We start from the raw sequence: 16,766 nt of genomic DNA, 5'->3' as shown, positions 1-16,766 counted from the left end.
CCAAGACGTATTCCCGTTAAACTAAAACCCGGACTTAGCGTTAAAGAAGTAAAATATGAGAAATTGTAATGGAGTTTTAAGGGAGGAAGAAATCGGTGTCGGGAATTGCATTAAAGAATGTCTGCAAGATGTATGACGGTGCACATTATGCCGTAAAAGATTTTAACCTGGAAATACAGGATAAAGAATTTGTAATCTTCGTAGGTCCTTCGGGTTGTGGGAAATCCACTACGCTGCGTATGATTGCGGGACTGGAGGAAATCAGCGACGGAGAGTTATGGATAGACGGGGAACTGTGCAATTATTATGAGCCCGGAGAGCGGGGGCTTTCCATGGTTTTTCAGAATTATGCCCTGTATCCCAATATGACGGTTTATGGAAATCTGGCTTATGCCTTGAAAATCAGGAAAATACCGAAAAAGGAAATTGATGAAAAGGTACATAAGGTGGCGAAAACATTAGAAATCGAGCATTTGCTGGACAGAAGGCCGGCGGCGCTCTCCGGGGGACAGAAGCAGAGGGTGGCAATCGGAAGTGCCATTATCCGAAAACCAAAAGCTTTTCTCATGGATGAACCCCTGTCTAATCTGGATGCCAAGTTAAGGGCGCAGATGCGTATTGAACTGGCTAAGCTGCACAAAGAACTGGAAACTACAGTAGTCTATGTAACCCACGATCAGACGGAAGCCATGACTCTGGGCAGCAGAATTGTGGTTATGAAGGACGGTGTGGTGCAGCAGGCAGATACCCCTCAGAATGTGTACAATTCTCCATCAAATCTTTTTGTGGCAGGCTTTATCGGATCTCCTTCCATGAATTTTTTGGAGGCCTGGGTGTCTGTGGAAGACGGCAGAACGGTGCTGTACCCCGGAGGAAGTGAACTGGGCAAAAAGGTTTATCTGGACGGAGAAAGAGGAGAGCTGGTAAGACAGAAAGAAAACGGAAAGAAAGTGATTCTGGGTATTCGTCCGGAGGATATTTACGAATATGAAGAGGCTGTGGAGAAGGGATTTGCCCAGAACTGCCAGGGCCTGGAGGAAACGGTGGTAACCAGGGAAATGCTGGGGGCAGAGGTGATTCTTTACTATGAGTCCCAGGAAAGGACCCATGCGGTAAGGCTCAGCCCGGAAAATCAGACCCAGACAGGGGAAAAGATTACTCTTTACTTTGATACAGAGAAAATCCATGTTTTTGATATGGAAACAGAAGAAAATTTATTTTACAGGGAGGATGTGCAGGCATGAACACGGGAAAAAAGAAGAAAATAAATCTTGCGCCTTACGGCTATCTTCTTCCATGTATGGCAGTTTTTGCGGTATTTCTGTTTTATCCGTTTTTTAAGACCATTTACCTGAGTCTTTATAAAACCAACAAAATGGGAGAAGCAAAGCTGTTTGTGGGTCTTGGCAATTATACAGAACTGCTCAGTTCTGCTTCCTTTCGGAACAGCTTAAAGGTAACACTGATATTTGTGGTGATTGTGGTTCTGGGAAGTATGCTTTTGGGGCTGATTGCGGCAGTTCTCTGCAACAAGGCATTTCCGGGAATTCGGTTTTTCAGTACGGCGTATGCATTGCCTATGGCCATTGCGTCCAGCTCTGCAGCCATGATTTTCCAGATTATGCTTCATCCTTCTGTGGGCATTGTGAATAAGCTGCTGGGGCTTGATATTAACTGGCTGAATGACCCTAAAACAGCCCTTTACTGTGTGGCTATTCTCACCGCATGGCTCAACAGCGGTATTAATTTCCTGTATTTTTCCGCAGGGCTTGGAAACATTGATGAAACCATTTACGAAAGAGCTTCTGTAGACGGTGCCAGCGGTGTGCAGCAATTTTTTACACTGACGCTGCCGGGACTTTCCCCGATTATGTTTTACACTCTGGTAGTAAATATTATTCAGGCGTTCCAGTCTTTTGGACAGATTAAAATTTTGACAGAAGGCGGACCAAATGAGAGCACGAATGTCATTGTGTATTCCATTTACCGTGACGCTTTCTTTAACTACAGATTTGGAAGTGCGGCGGCTCAGTCTGTTATCCTGTTTTTCATTGTAATGCTGATTACGCTGGTGATGTTCCGCATAGAAAAGAAAGGAGTGAAATACTCGTGATACAGAGCGAAAATCTGGTTCTGGAACATCCGGAACAGAAAAATTCTATATCGAAAGAACAGCTTCTGGAATTGAAGCGTCAGATGAACAGCAAGGCTTTGGCTAAGCGCAGAGCCCGCACAGGACTGCGGGTGACGGCCAATTTTGTTTTGGCTTTTGTGGTGCTGCTGCCTCTTTTATATGCGGTGAGCATTGCATTTATGCCCTCCGGCGAACTGTTTACCATGGATTTGAATTTAGTTCCCAAAAATCCAACCTTCAGCAATTTTAAAGACGCCATGACCAATGTACCTTTGCTTCGTTTTATTTTAAACTCTTTTATCATGGCGGGGTGTATTACCCTGGGTCAGATTGTGACCTGTTCTCTGGCCGCATTTGCCTTTTCCTTTCTGGACTTTAAGGGAAAGGGCGTACTCTTTATGATTGTTATGGCGACCATGATGGTTCCCGGAGAGGCAACGATTATTTCCAACTATCTGACGGTGGGAAATCTGGGGATGCTGGACACGTATTCTGTATTGATTGTACCTTATCTGACATCAGCAATGGGAATTTTCCTGTTCCGTCAGTTTTATATGACCTTTCCGATTTCCCTGTATGAATCTGCCAAGCTGGACGGCTGCGGCAATCTGAGATTCATTGTGCGGATTTTGATTCCGCTTACCAAGTCGGCAATCGGAGCTATGGCGGTTTACACGTTCATTAATGCATGGAATATGTATATGTGGCCGCTTTTGGTAACAGGTTCAGACCAGATGAGAACAGTACAGATTGGTATCAGTATGCTGAACAGCATTGATTCCCAGTCCATTACCCTGATGATTGCAGGTGTGGTAATTGTAATTATTCCGTCCATTTCTATTTTTATCGTAGGACAGAAACAGCTTATCAGAGGCATGTTCTCTGGAGCAGTCAAAGGCTAAAAAGCAAAAAAGGAGAAACGTAAATGAAGAAAAAATTGATTTCGGCACTTTTAATCGGAGTAATGTCCATGAGCGCTCTGGCAGGCTGCGGAAGCGGAAAAAGCCTGGAAGAGACACCGGCGGCAACGGACGGCAGCGACAGCCAGAAAACAGAAAGTACAGACGAGGAATTTTCCATGGCAGACGCAAAAGATGTAAGCGGAACAGAAATTTCTTTCTGGCATTCTATGGGCGGTGTCAACGGACAGGCGATTGACGCATTGGTAGAGAAATTTAACGAAGAAAATGAATATGGCATTACAGTAAACGCGCAGTATCAGGGAGAATATGACGATTCTCTGAACAAATTAAAAAGTGCGCAGATTGGAAATATGGGAGCGGATTTAGTGCAGGTGTATGAAATCGGAACCAGATTTATGATCGAATCCGGCTGGATTACTCCTATGCAGAATATGGTAGATGCAGACAATTATGATTTGTCTCAGATTGAACCAAACCTGGCAGCTTACTACACCATTGATGATGAGTTGTATTCTATGCCGTTTAACTCTTCTACTCCGATTATGTATTACAACAAGGATATGTTCGAGAAAGCCGGTATTACAGAGATTCCGGACAGCCTGGAAGCCATTGAGGCGGTAGGAGATAAGCTGTTGTCCGACGGCGGTGCAGGGGAAGTGATGTCTCTGAGTATTTACGGCTGGTTCTTTGAGCAGTTTATGGGCAAACAGGGGCTGGAGTATGCCAATAATGGAAACGGAAGAGAAAAAGCAGCTACAGCGGTAGCTTTTGATGAAAACGGCGGTGCAAAGAATATTCTGACCGCTTGGAAATCTCTGTATGATAAGGGATTTGCACCAAATGTAGGAAAAGGCGGAGACGCAGGACTGGCTGATTTCTCAGCAGGAAAGTCCGCAATTACTTTAGGATCTACCGCTTCTTTAAAGCAGATTCTGCAGGATGTAAACGGCAAGTTTGAAGTGGGAACCGCTTATTTCCCGAAAATCAAATCCAGCGATGAAGGCGGTGTATCCATCGGAGGCGCTTCTCTTTGGGCGCTGAACAATGATGACCCGAAAAAGACAAGAGCGACCTGGGAATTTGTAAAATTCCTGATTTCCCCGGAATCTCAGGCATACTGGAATGCACAGACCGGTTACTTCCCTGTTACAACAGCGGCTCAGGACGAGCAGGTGTTTAAAGACAATGTTGCAAAATATCCACAGTTCCAGACAGCCATTGACCAGCTGCATGATTCTTCCCCGGAATACACAGGCGCATTGCTCAGCGTGTTCCCGGAAGCAAGAGCAACGGTGGAATCTGAGATTGAAAATCTGCTAAATGGCAACGAAGATGTGGACGGTGCAGTGAAAAACATGGCAGATGCTATTAACAAGTCCATTGAGGAATATAATCTTGTAAATGAGTAAGAAAGAACAGGGTGAAGACCAGATGACAAAAGTATTTGCACACAGAGGCGCCAGCGGCTATGCTCCGGAAAATACGCTGGAAGCCTTTGCTCTGGCCGGGGAGCAGGGCGCTCAGGGAATTGAACTGGATGTGCAGCTGACGAAAGACGGCGAAGTGGTGGTTATTCATGACGAAACCATTGACCGGGTCAGTACCGGAAAGGGTGCAGTCCGGGATTATACACTGGAAGAATTGCGGAGATTTTCTTTCCATAACCACAAAAAAGAGTATGAGGGCGTGCAGATTCCTACGCTAAGAGAAGTTTTGGAACAGGTAAAGCCCGGCGGCATGGAGGTCAATATTGAACTGAAAACCGGTATTTACTGGTATCCGGGGCTGGAAGAGAAGACGGTAGAATTGGTAAAGGCAGCCGGTATGGAAAATAGAGTGATTTATTCTTCTTTTAATCACTACAGTGTACAGAAAATACTGGAACTGGATGCGGAGGCAGAAACGGCCTATCTCTACAGCGATGTATTGTTAAATGTGGAAAACTATGCAAAAAATACCGGGGTATGTGGACTGCACCCGGCAGTGTATCATCTGAAAATGGCGGATTTTCTGGAAAGCTATCGAAGAAGCGGCTTGAAAGTCCGGGTGTGGACGGTAAATGACGAGGCGGATATGAGGCAGTTCATAGAAAAGGATTTAGAGGCTGTGATTACCAATTATCCGGACAGGGCTCTGAGGGTGAGAGATGAAGTGAATCAAAAATAGATAAGACAGCTGAAACTCATGTGAGGACATGGTTTCAGCTGTTTTATGAATGATTGTTTCGCCTGTTTACAATGGTCAGCAGCCGGAATAGCTGCATGAGTGAAACCGCAAGAGCGGCCACATAGGTCAAAGCCGCTGCGGTAAGCACTTTTTTGGAGCCATAAATTTCATCGGATGTGAGGATTCCGCAGGTTTCAATGGCCCGGATAGCCCGTCTGCTGGCATCAAATTCTGTGGGTAGCGTAAAAAGCTGAAAGAGGGTGGAAAGCCCGAAACAGGCAACACCCACATAAGCCAGTGTGCCCATAGAAGAACCGGAACCGGCAAAGAGCAGTCCGATTAGAATCAGGGGCATAGCCAGCTTGGAACCCAGGTTTGTAACGGGAATAATAGCATTTCGCAGCCTGATAGGCGCATAGTTCTGCGCATATTGAATGGCATGTCCGGCTTCGTGGGCAGCGACACCGATAGCAGCAGTGGAAGTCTGATGATAGACACTGTCTGAAAGCCGTATGACGTTATTTCTGGGGTCATAGTGGTCGGTGAGGCTACCGCTTACTCTCTCGATTCTTACGCTGTAGAGCCCATTGGCGTCCAAAACCCGTCTGGCAGCATCATAGCCGGTCATATTCCGCATGGAGTACTGTGTGGAGTAGCGGCGGAAGGTGCTGTTGACATGGGAACTGGCCCACATGGCAAAGAGAACAGCAGGAAGTACATAAACCACATAAGAATAATCTATAAACATTTCTTTCATCTCCCGTAAGATAATCTATAATCAGTATACTACGCCAAAAAAAATTATATGCAAGAAAAAGAATATAAAAAATTATAAAACTTATAGAAAAAATTAGACAAATCAAAACCGCAAATTTTGTTTGATTTTACAAGATTGAAATTCAAAAGCAAGTGTGGTAATGTATTTATACAGATTATCGGAAACGTTACCGATATCGTTACCGGAAACACAGAGAAAGGGATAAAAGGAGAAGAGAGATGAGAGCAAGCGGAATATTACTTCCTGTTTCGGCACTTCCGTCACAGTATGGAATCGGCAGTTTTTCAAAAGAAGCCTATGAGTTTGTCAATCAGTTAAAAAGGGGAGGACAGCATTACTGGCAGATTCTGCCTCTGGGTCCCACAGGATACGGAGATTCCCCGTACCAGTCCTTTTCTACTTATGCAGGCAATCCATATTATATTGACCTGGAAACGCTGGCAGAAGAAGGACTGCTTACCAAAGAGGAATGTGAGGCCTGTGATTTTGGGAGTCATGCTTCTTATGTGGATTATGAGAAAATTTATTACGGAAGATTTGATATTTTACGGAAAGCCTTTGGAAGATTTGAACCGGGGGAAGATTTTGCGCAGTTTGTAAAAGAGAATGCTTTCTGGCTGGAAGATTACAGTCTCTATATGGCTGTGAAAAACAGTTTGAACGGGGTGAGCTGGAGTGAGTGGGAATCTGACTTAAAGGGAAGAAATCCTGATGTGCTGGAACAGAAGAAAGAAGAACTGGCAGAAGAAATACAGTTTGTCCGTTTTCAGCAGTATGAGTTTCTGAAGCAGTGGACAAAGCTGAAAGCTTATGCAAATGAGCAGGGGATTAAGATTATTGGAGATATTCCCATTTATGTTGCCTTTGACAGTGCGGACGCATGGGCAAATCCGGAGCTTTTCCAGTTTGATGAAGACTGCACACCTCTCGCAGTGGCAGGCTGTCCGCCGGATGCTTTTGCGGCTACGGGACAGCTTTGGGGGAACCCGCTGTATCGCTGGGATTATCATGAAAAAACAGGATTTGTCTGGTGGATTCAGAGATTGAAATATTGTTTTAAACTTTACGATGTGGTGAGAGTAGACCATTTCAGAGGATTTGATGAATATTATGCGATTCCATATGGAGATAAGACTGCAGAATATGGAACATGGCAGCAGGGCCCGGGAATGAAACTGTTTGAGGCTGCAAAAAGGGAACTGGGCCAAGTAGATATTATTGCAGAGGATTTGGGTTATCTGACAGAGAGTGTGTTAAAACTGGTAAGAGATACGGGTTATCCGGGCATGAAAGTGCTGCAGTTTGCCTTTGATTCCAGGGAGGAGAGCGATTATCTTCCGCACAACTATGAGAAAAACTGCGTCGTATATACAGGAACACATGACAATAATACGGTGCTGGGCTGGCTGGATGAAATGTCTCCCAAGGACAGAGCCTTTGCACAAAAATATATGAATTATGCAGATAAAGAGAAAAAAGATTTGCCATGGGATTTTATTCGGCTTGCAATGGCATCTGTAGCGAATCTGGCGGTGATTCCGATTCAGGATTATCTGTGTCTGGGCAGCGAGGCCAGAATCAACAAACCCTCCACTCTGGGAACAAACTGGAAATGGCGACTGCGGCCCGGAGAACTTACAGATGAGGTTCTGGAAAAGATGTACGATATGACAAAACTTTACGGAAGACTCTCGTAAGGGGAAATGGGAGGAAAATACCGTAATGGGAAACATGACGATAAAAGACATAGCAAAGAAATGCGGGGTTGGTGTCAGCACAGTATCCCGTGCTATGAACAATCATCCGGATATCAATCCGGAAACAAAGGAAAAAATTTTAAAAACCATTGCCCAATCGAACTATGTGCCCAATAACAGTGCACGAAATCTGAAGCGTACCGATACCAAAGCCATTGCTGTGCTGGTCAAGGGCATAGGAAATACCTTTTTCAGTGATTTGGTCAGCGGGCTGGAGAGAGAATGTCAGCACATGAATTACAGCTGTATCCTGCAGCATGTAGAGGAGCAGGAAGATGAACTGGATATTGCCCTGCACATTACCAAAGAGAAAAAACTGCGGGGACTGGTCTTTTTAGGAGGAAACTTTTCCCACCCAAAGGAGAAAATGGAGCAGTTGGAGGTGCCTTATGTGCTGAGTACGATTCGTACCTCAGATATGGAAGACAAAAAATATGCGGCTGTTTCGGTAGATGACTTTAAAGAAAGTTATAAGATGACAGAATATCTGATCCATCTGGGACACAAAAAAATTGCCATTCTGACTGCACCAAAAGAGGATAAGAGTATTGGAAAGCTGCGTCTTTTGGGGTATCAGAAGGCATTAAGAGATTATGGGATTCCGTATTCTGAGAAGCTGGTGAGTTATATGGACGCAGAGGAGGACAGATATTCTTTCCGTTCCGGCTATAAGCTGACCAGGCAGCTTTTAATGGATACAGAGTTTACGGCTTTGTATGCGACGTCAGATACGATGGCGATTGGAGCCTGCAGAGCTTTGAAAGAGGCAGGAATTTCGGTTCCGGGGCAGTGCTCTGTGGCAGGATTTGACGGTATGGATACCGGGGAATTTTATATACCCAGTATTACCACCATACGCCAGCCGGTGGAACAAATAGCAAAGGCTACGGCGGATTTGCTTTTTGATATGATAAATGGGAAAGAGAAGCCCAGACAGTTAATTTTTGAAGGAGAACTGGTAGAAAGAGAATCTACCATTCCCCCTGCAGACAAAGAAAAGCAGAGTTCAAATGGAACAATGAAACGTGAAAAATAACACAGCGAGGAGAAAAGACGTGGAAAAAAAATTAGAAGCCTTACTTGAAGAAAAATTTCAAAAAAATTTAGATAACTGTACTAAGGAGGAGCTCTTTGAGGCGCTGCTCATATTTACCAGGGAAGCAGCAGAAAAACTCCCTGCCAATACAGGAAATAAGAAATTATATTATATTTCCGCAGAGTTTCTGATTGGCAAGCTTTTATCAAATAATCTGATTAATCTTGGACTATATGAAGAGGCGGAACAGATATTGAAGAAACATGGATATGAATTATGCGATATAGAAGAACTGGAACAGGAACCCTCTCTTGGAAACGGGGGACTGGGAAGACTGGCTGCCTGTTTTCTGGATTCCATTGCTACCCTGGGGCTGCCGGGGGACGGTATTGGTCTGAATTACCATTTCGGACTGTTTCGGCAGAAATTCCGGAATCATAAGCAGAAAGAGGTGAAGAATCCCTGGATTACAAAAGAAAGCTGGCTTATGCGGCAGCCGGAAAGCTTTCAAGTGCAGTTTAAAGACTTTGAAGTGGAATCTGTATTGTATGATATTGCTGTTCCGGGATATGAATCCGGGTGTGGAAGACTGCATCTGTTTGACGTGAAATCTGTGGATGAAAGTATTGTTTCTGAGGACAGTATTGATTTTGACAAAGAGGAAATCCGTAAAAATCTTACCCTGTTTCTGTACCCGGATGATTCGGATGATGCAGGCCGTAAACTGCGTATTTATCAGCAGTACTTTATGGTAAGCAGCGGCGCACAGCTGATTTTGCGGGAATGCGAGCAGAAGGGATATGATTTGCATAAACTTCACGAACATGTAGTGATTCAGATTAATGACACACATCCGTCTATGGTGATTCCTGAATTGATTCGTCTGCTTAAAGAGAGAGGATTTTCCATGGATGAGGCCATTGATACGGTAAGCAGAACCTGTGCGTATACCAACCATACAATTCTGGCAGAAGCGCTGGAAAAATGGCCTATGGAGTATCTGGAGGAAGTAGTTCCGCACCTGGTACCGGTGATTCAGGAATTGGACAAAAGAGTAAGAAGCAGGTATGAAGACGAATCGGTATATATCATAGACAAAGACGAAAGAGTGCATATGGCACACATGGATATTCACTATGGATTTTCTGTCAATGGTGTGGCAGCCCTTCATACAGAAATCCTGAAAGAATCCGAATTAAAGAATTTTTACGATATTTATCCTGAAAAGTTTAACAATAAGACGAATGGTATTACCTTCCGCCGCTGGCTTCTTCACTGCAATAGACAGCTTAGCGCTTACTTGGAAACTCTGATTGGGAGCGGGTTCAAAAAAGATGCTGCTGAACTGGAAAAGCTTTTGGCCTTCAAAGGGGATGAAAATGTATTGCAGAAGCTGGCTGAAATTAAGCTGGAGAAAAAACTGGAATTCAAGAAATTTATGAAGGAAACACAGGATATAGAGTTAGATGAAAATTCCATTATCGATGTGCAGGTGAAACGTCTTCATGAATATAAACGGCAGCAGATGAATGCCTTGTATGCGATTTACAAATATCTGGATATCAAAGCCGGGAATAAGCCGAAGCGTCCGATTACCATGATTTTCGGAGCAAAAGCAGCGCCAGCTTATGTGATTGCAAAGGATATTATTCATTTGATTCTGTGTCTGCAGGAGCTCATTGAGAAGGATCCGGATGTGCGTCCGTATTTCCGTGTGCTGATGATTGAAAATTATAATGTTTCCAAAGCGGCAAAGGTAATTCCAGCAGCTGATATTTCAGAACAGATTTCCCTGGCGTCAAAAGAAGCTTCCGGTACAGGAAATATGAAATTTATGCTGAACGGTGCGCTGACTTTGGGAACGGAAGATGGTGCAAATGTAGAAATCAGAGACCTGGTGGGAGAAGAAAATATTTACATTTTTGGTAAAAAACCACAGGAGGTCATTGACTTATATGCCAGTGAGGGATACTGTGCAAAGGATATTTACGGCCAGGATAAGATGATTCATACACTGGTAGATTTTATTACAGGCGATGAACTGTTGGAAATCGGAGATGAAAAGAGTCTTACTCGTCTTCATAAAGAACTGGTTGGAAAAGACTGGTTTATGACACTTCTGGATACCAGAGAATATATCCGGACGAAAGAACAGGTATATGCAGACTACGAAAATCAGAAGGAATGGAATGAGAAGGTGCTGATGAATATTGCAAAGGCGGGATTTTTCTCTTCAGACAGGACGATTAAACAGTACAATGAAGAAATCTGGCATTTAAAATAAGCAGCAGAAAATGCATGAGAGGTGACAGAAGATGAAAAAGAAGCACTGGAAGTGCATAGGAATTGCAGCAGTTGTATTGCTTTTCCTCATTTATCTGGCAGCAGCTAATTTTCTGGTAAGTGCGGCTCTGGTGCCATCGACCATGGAGAAACTGGACGCTTTTTCCAGAATCACAGAAGACAGCATGGAAGCGTTGGTACAGACGGATGATATAGAGCAGCAAAAAGAGAAGGCCTGGGAAGAAACTGAAAAATGGGCGGAAAGTGCCAGAGGAGAGAAAGTGACGAAAACTTCCGAAGATGGTTATAAGCTGGTTGCACAGGAAATTTATGCTTCGTCGGACAGTCATCAATGGGCATTGATTCTCCATGGGTATACAGGCTGGAAAGAGGAGATGTACCCTTTCGCAGCCTGGTACAACCAAAATGATTTTCATGTACTGGTGCCGGACATGAGGTGTCAGGGGGAGAGTGAAGGGGATTTTATCGGAATGGGATGGACAGACAGAAAAGATAATCTGATGTGGATACAGTATATTCTGGAAAAAGACCCATCAGCGGAAATTGTCATTCACGGGCAGTCCATGGGAGCAGCCGCCGCTCTGATGCTTACAGGAGAAAAGTCCCTGCCGGATAACGTAAAGGCGGTGATTTCCGACTGCGCCTATACGGATGCGTATGAAATGTTCCACCAGAAGATGAAAGAGTGGTTTCATCTTCCTGCCTTTCCTCTGCTGGACACAGCAAATCTCATGCTTCAGCTTCGCGGAGGTTATGATTTAAAGAAAGCGTCTGCCCTTGAGGCAGTGAAGAAAAGTCATGTTCCCACTCTGTTCATTCACGGAGATGAGGATAAGATGATAGACGTTGGTATGGCAAAGCAGCTTTATGAAGCGCCTGCCTGCACCAAAGAACTTTTGATTGTGGAAGGTGCAGGACATGCCCAGTCCCAGGATAAGGATCCGGAGACCTATTATGGAACCATTCAGGCTTTTCTGCAGAGAAATACACCGGCTTCTTTTGTGATGAAAAATCCCGAAGAAGTTTTTTTCGATACATAAGAACGGAATTCCTTATAGCGGTCCAGCAGATATTGGTTCTGGTTTCCGTGACAGGAGAGAATATATTCAATAATAGGCTCCGGTGTATCCACAAAGAGGCTGTCTTCATATAAACGCCATTGAATTTCCTGGAAATAAGGGGACAGGAGGGCAGCGCCGTTTTCTTTTCCGAATTTTTCATAGAGTTTTTCTGCAGACAGAATAATACGGCTGTCGAACTCCTGTACAAGCTGGCTGATTTCTGCCATGTGATTCATTCCGTAGGCACTGCACAGAAAGCGTCCCTGAGGTTTTAAAACTCTGGACACTTCTCTGCAGACCTGGGGAATATCACAGTAAAATAGTACATGATTGGCAATTACAAGGTCGAACTGCTCATCTGGATAGGGAATTTTATGGCAGTCAAAAGCCCGGAAAGAAAAGCGGGAATCCTTTGTGCCGATTTCTCTCTGAGTATCGCGCAGCATTCCCCGGGAAATATCAGAAAGAGTGATGGAAACAGGATTGGGAATCCGGGCGAGACTTTCTTTCCACAGGGCACCGCTTCCACACCCGATCTCCAGAATGTTCATATTTTCAGTGATTTCACACTGCTCAAACAGCCAGGGAAACCATCCCTGTTTGTTTTTGGAATAAAGACTGTGAAGATGAATTCTGGCAGAAATATTGCTGGAATTTTGATACTGGCTTTTCATACTTTTTTCCATATTAGTAAGATGAATCAGATTCAGCATATGACTCCAGTTGACAGCATGGTTGCTGCGGATTTCTTCTGTGGTATCCTGTATGGCTTTTTCCACCATTTGAAGCTGTTCTATACGGTCTTTAATCAGCTTTTGCTGCAGGTTCAGAGAATTCAGCATAAAATGATAATCCGTATCGTTAATGGTCATTTCTTTAATATCATCAAGAGAAAATCCCAGATATTTTAACAGTAAAATCTGCTGCAGGCGGGCGAAGTCCCGGTCAGTATAAAAACGGGAACCAGAGGAAGACACATAAGAGGGTTTCAATATATTCTGTTTATCATAAAAACGCACAGTCCGGACAGAGATGTTTGCCATTTTGGCAAACTGACCGGAGGTATAGTAGCCGGGAAGCTTCATTGAGAGTTCCTCCATTTCTTACTTATCGTAAATATTATAATAAAAAACAGGGGAAAAGGGAAACTTTTTTGTACGGTATGAAAAAAATAAGAAAATAAAAAAGAAAATCTTAAAAAACAGAAGGAAATCTGGTATAATTAAATGAAAAGTGTAAAAAAAAAGAACGATTGTACAAAGGAGTTTGTTATGGCAAAATATTTTGGAACAGACGGTTTCCGAGGAGAAGCGAATGTGGACTTAACTGTAAATCATGCATATCAGATTGGACGCTTTCTGGGCTGGTATTATGGCAGAAAAAAGCAGCCGGATGAAAAGTGCAGGATATTGATAGGAAAAGATACCAGACTGTCCTCCTACATGTTTGAATATGCATTGGCATCCGGAATTACTGCTTCAGGGGCAGATGCGTGTTTGCTGCATGTAACAACGACTCCTTCTGTGGCTTATGTTGTCAGAACCGAAGATTTTGACTGTGGAGTGATGATTTCTGCAAGTCATAATCCGTATTATGACAATGGTATCAAGCTGATTAACGCGGCTGGTGAGAAGATGGACGAGGAAACTCTTCTGAAAGTGGAAGCTTATATGGATGGTATTTCCGGTGAGATTCCTTTTGCATATAAAGAAAAAATCGGCTGCACTGTGGACTATTCCCAAGGACGCAGCAAATATATGAATTATCTGATTTCCCTTGCTGTGAAATCTTACAGCGGAAAGAAAGTAGGGCTGGATTGTGCAAATGGAAGTGCCTGGATGCTGGCTAAGCAGGTATTCGATGCTTTGGGCGCTGAGACTTATGTGATAAATAATCATCCCGACGGAAATAATATCAATGAAAACTGCGGGTCTACTCATATAGAAGAACTGCAGAAATTCGTAATAGAGAATCATTTAGATGTGGGATTTGCTTTTGACGGAGATGCAGATCGCTGTCTTGCTGTGGATGAAAACGGTAAGCTGGTGGATGGAGACGCCATTATCTATATTTATGGCCGTTATCTCAAAGAAAGAGGGAAGCTGACAGGAAATAAAGTCGTTACTACGGTTATGTCTAATTTCGGTCTTTATAAGGCTTTGGATGAGATTGACGTGGCATATGAAAAAACAGCAGTAGGAGATAAGTATGTATATGAAAGTATGTCAGACAACGGATACCGCATTGGCGGCGAACAGTCCGGACATATTATCTTCCGTAAATATGCGACTACCGGAGACGGAATTCTCACAGCAATCAAGCTGATGGAGGTTATGCTGGCCAAAGACCAGACGCTTTCTCAGCTGGCAGCGCCCATGAAGGTATATCCCCAGGTGCTGGTAAATGTGAGAGTAAAAAATAAGAAAGCAGCGCAGGAAGACCCGGCTGTACAGGCAGCGGTGAAAGCAGCAGAAGAAAAGCTGGGAGACAGCGGAAGAATCCTGGTGCGGGAAAGCGGCACAGAGCCGGTTATCCGCGTTATGGCAGAGGCAGCAGAAAAAGCAGAATGTGAAAGGCATGTGCAGGAAATCGTAGACGTTATTATAAAACAGGGACATCAGGAGGCATAAAATATGTGTGGAATCGTTGGATATGTGGGAAAGGAAAATGCAGCGTCTATTTTAATAGACGGACTTTCAAAACTGGAATACAGGGGCTATGACTCTGCCGGTATTGCAGTGCTGGATGACAGTCAGGAGAACAAAGAAATCGAAGTTATCAAAGCGAAAGGCCGTTTGCAGGCTCTTCGTGAAATGACGGATAATGGAAGAGCAGTAAAGGGCTGCTGCGGAATCGGCCATACCCGGTGGGCAACTCATGGAGAACCCTCTGTGGTGAATGCACACCCTCATGTATCAAAAGACAGAAAAATTGCAGTGGTACACAATGGCATTATTGAAAATTACAAGGAAATCAAAGAATATTTGCAGAAAAAGGGATATGAATTTCTATCTGAGACAGATACAGAAGTCATTGCACATCTGCTGGATTACTATTACAAAGGAAATCCCCTGGAAGCCATCACAAAAGTGCTGGGAAGGGTGAGAGGTTCTTATGCCCTGGGAATTCTGTTTCAGGAAAATCCGGGTGTGATGTATGCAGTGAGAAAAGACAGTCCTCTGATTATCGGAAAATCTGCCCAGGGAAATTTTATTGCGTCGGATGTTCCTGCAATTTTGAAGTATACAAAGACGGTATGTTATATTGATGACAGAGAAATTGCAGAAATTACAGCAGACAGCATTCGTTTTTATGATGTAGACCAGGAAGAACTGCAGAAAGAATTCAAAACTGTAGAGTGGGACGCGAAAGCGGCTGAAAAAGAAGGGTTTGAACACTTTATGCTGAAGGAAATCTACGAACAGCCAAAAGCAGTGGCAGATACCATCAGCCCCAGAATTAAAAATGGGAAAATTGTGATTGATGAACTGGAAATGACAGATGAGGATATTAAGAATGTGAGCCGTATTCAGATGGTGGCCTGCGGTTCTGCTTATCATGTGTGTGTATGCGCGAAGTATGTGCTGGAGGAATTGGCTCAGATTCCGGTAGATGTGGACTTGGCGTCTGAATTCCGGTATAGAAATCCGCTTCTGACAGAAAACACTCTGGTCATTGTGGTGAGCCAGTCCGGTGAGACGGCAGATTCTCTGGCGGCTTTAAGAGAATCTAAGAAAAAAGGTTATAAGGTACTGGGAATTGTAAATGTAGTGGGAAGTTCTATTGCCAGAGAAGCGGACAGTGTGTTCTATACCTGGGCAGGGCCGGAGATTTCCGTGGCAACAACGAAAGCCTACAGCACACAGTTGGCAGCGGTATATCTGATTGGTCTGCTTTTCGGAAAAGTGAGAGGCACGATTAAGGACAAAGAATATAAAGAGTATATTCAGGAATTGGGAAAACTTCCCGAGAAAATTCAGCGGATTCTGGATGAAAAGGAAAGAATTCAGTGGCTGGCAAATAAATATTCCCATGCAAGAGATGTATTTTTCATCGGAAGAGGATTGGACTATGCCATTTCTCTGGAGGGTTCTTTGAAACTGAAGGAAATTTCCTATATCCATTCTGAGGCTTATGCAGCAGGAGAATTGAAACACGGTACGATTTCGCTTATTGAAGAAGGCGTTCTGGTCATTGGAGCAGCTACACAGCCTGCATTATTTGAAAAGGAAATCAGCAATCTGGTAGAGGTGCGCAGTCGTGGAGCGTCAGTATTGGGATTGACTTCTTACGGAAATTATACAATGGAAGATATTGCGGATTTTACCGTGTATGTGCCTAAAACAAAAGACACTTTTACCACCAGTCTGGCGGTGATTCCTCTGCAGCTTTTGGCGTATTATATCTCAGTGGCCAAGGGACTGGATGTGGATAAGCCCAGAAATCTGGCAAAAAGTGTGACAGTAGAATAAGGGAAAATGCAAAAGATGTCGGACAGAAAAGGGCTGTAAGCGCTGTGTCCGGCATCTTTTCTCAATGGAGCCGCATTGACTTGTATAGGATATTTTGCTAGAATGATTCTGCACAAATGATGATTCCGAAAGAAA

The 16,766-nt window shown here is 43.8% G+C and carries 13 protein-coding genes; 11 read left to right on the top strand and 2 right to left on the bottom strand.

Translation table 11 applies throughout. From position 1 onward, the window contains the following. Positions 1 to 128: 128 nt before the first annotated feature. The 5 genes from G5A70_RS09135 to G5A70_RS09115 all read left to right on the top strand — a co-directional run bounded on the left by G5A70_RS09135 (position 129) and on the right by G5A70_RS09115 (position 5,223). On the top strand, positions 129 to 1,244 hold the full coding sequence (locus G5A70_RS09135) for an ABC transporter ATP-binding protein (RefSeq protein WP_180211130.1): 1,116 nt from the start codon (positions 129 to 131) through the stop codon (positions 1,242 to 1,244). Beyond that, a complete protein-coding gene (locus tag G5A70_RS09130; protein ID WP_173749338.1) occupies positions 1,241 to 2,113 on the top strand; it encodes a carbohydrate ABC transporter permease in 873 nt (290 codons plus the stop codon). The genes G5A70_RS09135 and G5A70_RS09130 overlap by 4 nt, the downstream gene beginning before the upstream one ends. An 83-nt stretch (positions 2,114 to 2,196) precedes the next feature. Further along, entirely contained in the window at positions 2,197 to 3,036 is an 840-nt protein-coding gene (locus G5A70_RS09125) for an ABC transporter permease subunit (protein ID WP_173749367.1), read from the top strand. A gap of 23 nt (positions 3,037 to 3,059) precedes the next feature. Next, a complete protein-coding gene (locus tag G5A70_RS09120; RefSeq protein WP_173749337.1) occupies positions 3,060 to 4,466 on the top strand; it encodes an ABC transporter substrate-binding protein in 1,407 nt (468 codons plus the stop codon). 22 nt (positions 4,467 to 4,488) lie between these two features. After that, positions 4,489 to 5,223 (top strand): glycerophosphodiester phosphodiesterase, encoded by a 735-nt coding sequence (locus G5A70_RS09115; protein WP_173749366.1) that lies wholly within the window; start codon positions 4,489 to 4,491, stop codon positions 5,221 to 5,223. A gap of 43 nt (positions 5,224 to 5,266) precedes the next feature. Here the strand turns inward: G5A70_RS09115 and G5A70_RS09110 are convergent, their stop codons facing one another. Beyond that, positions 5,267 to 5,971, bottom strand: a complete 705-nt coding sequence (locus G5A70_RS09110; protein ID WP_173749336.1) for a zinc metallopeptidase — start codon at positions 5,969 to 5,971, stop codon at positions 5,267 to 5,269. A 248-nt stretch (positions 5,972 to 6,219) separates the two neighbouring features. On the opposite strand from G5A70_RS09110, the gene malQ reads away from it, so the two are divergent. Genes malQ through G5A70_RS09090 form a run of 4 tightly spaced genes read left to right on the top strand, consistent with a single transcriptional unit; the run spans position 6,220 to position 12,138 of the window. After that, complete coding sequence (gene malQ / locus G5A70_RS09105; protein WP_173749335.1) at positions 6,220 to 7,698, top strand: 4-alpha-glucanotransferase; 1,479 nt, start codon at positions 6,220 to 6,222, stop codon at positions 7,696 to 7,698. A 25-nt stretch (positions 7,699 to 7,723) separates the two neighbouring features. After that, on the top strand, positions 7,724 to 8,794 hold the full coding sequence (locus G5A70_RS09100; protein ID WP_173749334.1) for a LacI family DNA-binding transcriptional regulator: 1,071 nt from the start codon (positions 7,724 to 7,726) through the stop codon (positions 8,792 to 8,794). Between the two features lie 19 nt (positions 8,795 to 8,813). Continuing rightward, entirely contained in the window at positions 8,814 to 11,078 is a 2,265-nt protein-coding gene (locus tag G5A70_RS09095; protein ID WP_173749333.1) for a glycogen/starch/alpha-glucan phosphorylase, read from the top strand. A gap of 31 nt (positions 11,079 to 11,109) precedes the next feature. After that, a complete protein-coding gene (locus G5A70_RS09090) occupies positions 11,110 to 12,138 on the top strand; it encodes an alpha/beta hydrolase (protein ID WP_173749332.1) in 1,029 nt (342 codons plus the stop codon). Here the strand turns inward: G5A70_RS09090 and G5A70_RS09085 are convergent. Next, positions 12,063 to 13,244 (bottom strand): MerR family transcriptional regulator, encoded by a 1,182-nt coding sequence (locus tag G5A70_RS09085; RefSeq protein ID WP_173749331.1) that lies wholly within the window; start codon positions 13,242 to 13,244, stop codon positions 12,063 to 12,065. The two genes, G5A70_RS09090 and G5A70_RS09085, sit on opposite strands and share 76 nt — an antisense overlap. Positions 13,245 to 13,430: 186 nt before the next feature. Between G5A70_RS09085 and glmM the strand changes: the two genes are divergently transcribed. Continuing rightward, positions 13,431 to 14,789 (top strand): phosphoglucosamine mutase, encoded by a 1,359-nt coding sequence (glmM, locus tag G5A70_RS09080; protein WP_173749330.1) that lies wholly within the window; start codon positions 13,431 to 13,433, stop codon positions 14,787 to 14,789. Between the two features lie 3 nt (positions 14,790 to 14,792). After that, a complete protein-coding gene (gene glmS / locus G5A70_RS09075; RefSeq protein WP_173749329.1) occupies positions 14,793 to 16,631 on the top strand; it encodes a glutamine--fructose-6-phosphate transaminase (isomerizing) in 1,839 nt (612 codons plus the stop codon). Positions 16,632 to 16,766: the final 135 nt, after the last annotated feature.

Source organism: Blautia hansenii (assembly GCF_013304445.1).
In the GTDB taxonomy this organism is placed as follows: domain Bacteria; phylum Bacillota; class Clostridia; order Lachnospirales; family Lachnospiraceae; genus Blautia.
Note: the sequence above shows the minus strand (reverse complement) of the source record. Positions and strands in the feature narration are given on the sequence as shown.

What these genes read in the sequence shown, in the direction of transcription:
- G5A70_RS09135 (WP_180211130.1), top strand. Translation starts at nt 129, where the DNA reads ATGTATGACGGTGCACATTATGCCGTAAAAGATTTTAACCTGGAAATA.
- G5A70_RS09130 (WP_173749338.1), top strand. Translation starts at nt 1,241, where the DNA reads ATGAACACGGGAAAAAAGAAGAAAATAAATCTTGCGCCTTACGGCTAT.
- G5A70_RS09125 (WP_173749367.1), top strand. Translation starts at nt 2,197, where the DNA reads ATGAACAGCAAGGCTTTGGCTAAGCGCAGAGCCCGCACAGGACTGCGG.
- G5A70_RS09120 (WP_173749337.1), top strand. Translation starts at nt 3,060, where the DNA reads ATGAAGAAAAAATTGATTTCGGCACTTTTAATCGGAGTAATGTCCATG.
- G5A70_RS09115 (WP_173749366.1), top strand. Translation starts at nt 4,489, where the DNA reads ATGACAAAAGTATTTGCACACAGAGGCGCCAGCGGCTATGCTCCGGAA.
- G5A70_RS09110 (WP_173749336.1), bottom strand. Translation starts at nt 5,971, where the DNA reads ATGTTTATAGATTATTCTTATGTGGTTTATGTACTTCCTGCTGTTCTC.
- malQ (WP_173749335.1), top strand. Translation starts at nt 6,220, where the DNA reads ATGAGAGCAAGCGGAATATTACTTCCTGTTTCGGCACTTCCGTCACAG.
- G5A70_RS09100 (WP_173749334.1), top strand. Translation starts at nt 7,724, where the DNA reads ATGGGAAACATGACGATAAAAGACATAGCAAAGAAATGCGGGGTTGGT.
- G5A70_RS09090 (WP_173749332.1), top strand. Translation starts at nt 11,110, where the DNA reads ATGAAAAAGAAGCACTGGAAGTGCATAGGAATTGCAGCAGTTGTATTG.
- G5A70_RS09085 (WP_173749331.1), bottom strand. Translation starts at nt 13,244, where the DNA reads ATGAAGCTTCCCGGCTACTATACCTCCGGTCAGTTTGCCAAAATGGCA.
- glmM (WP_173749330.1), top strand. Translation starts at nt 13,431, where the DNA reads ATGGCAAAATATTTTGGAACAGACGGTTTCCGAGGAGAAGCGAATGTG.
- glmS (WP_173749329.1), top strand. Translation starts at nt 14,793, where the DNA reads ATGTGTGGAATCGTTGGATATGTGGGAAAGGAAAATGCAGCGTCTATT.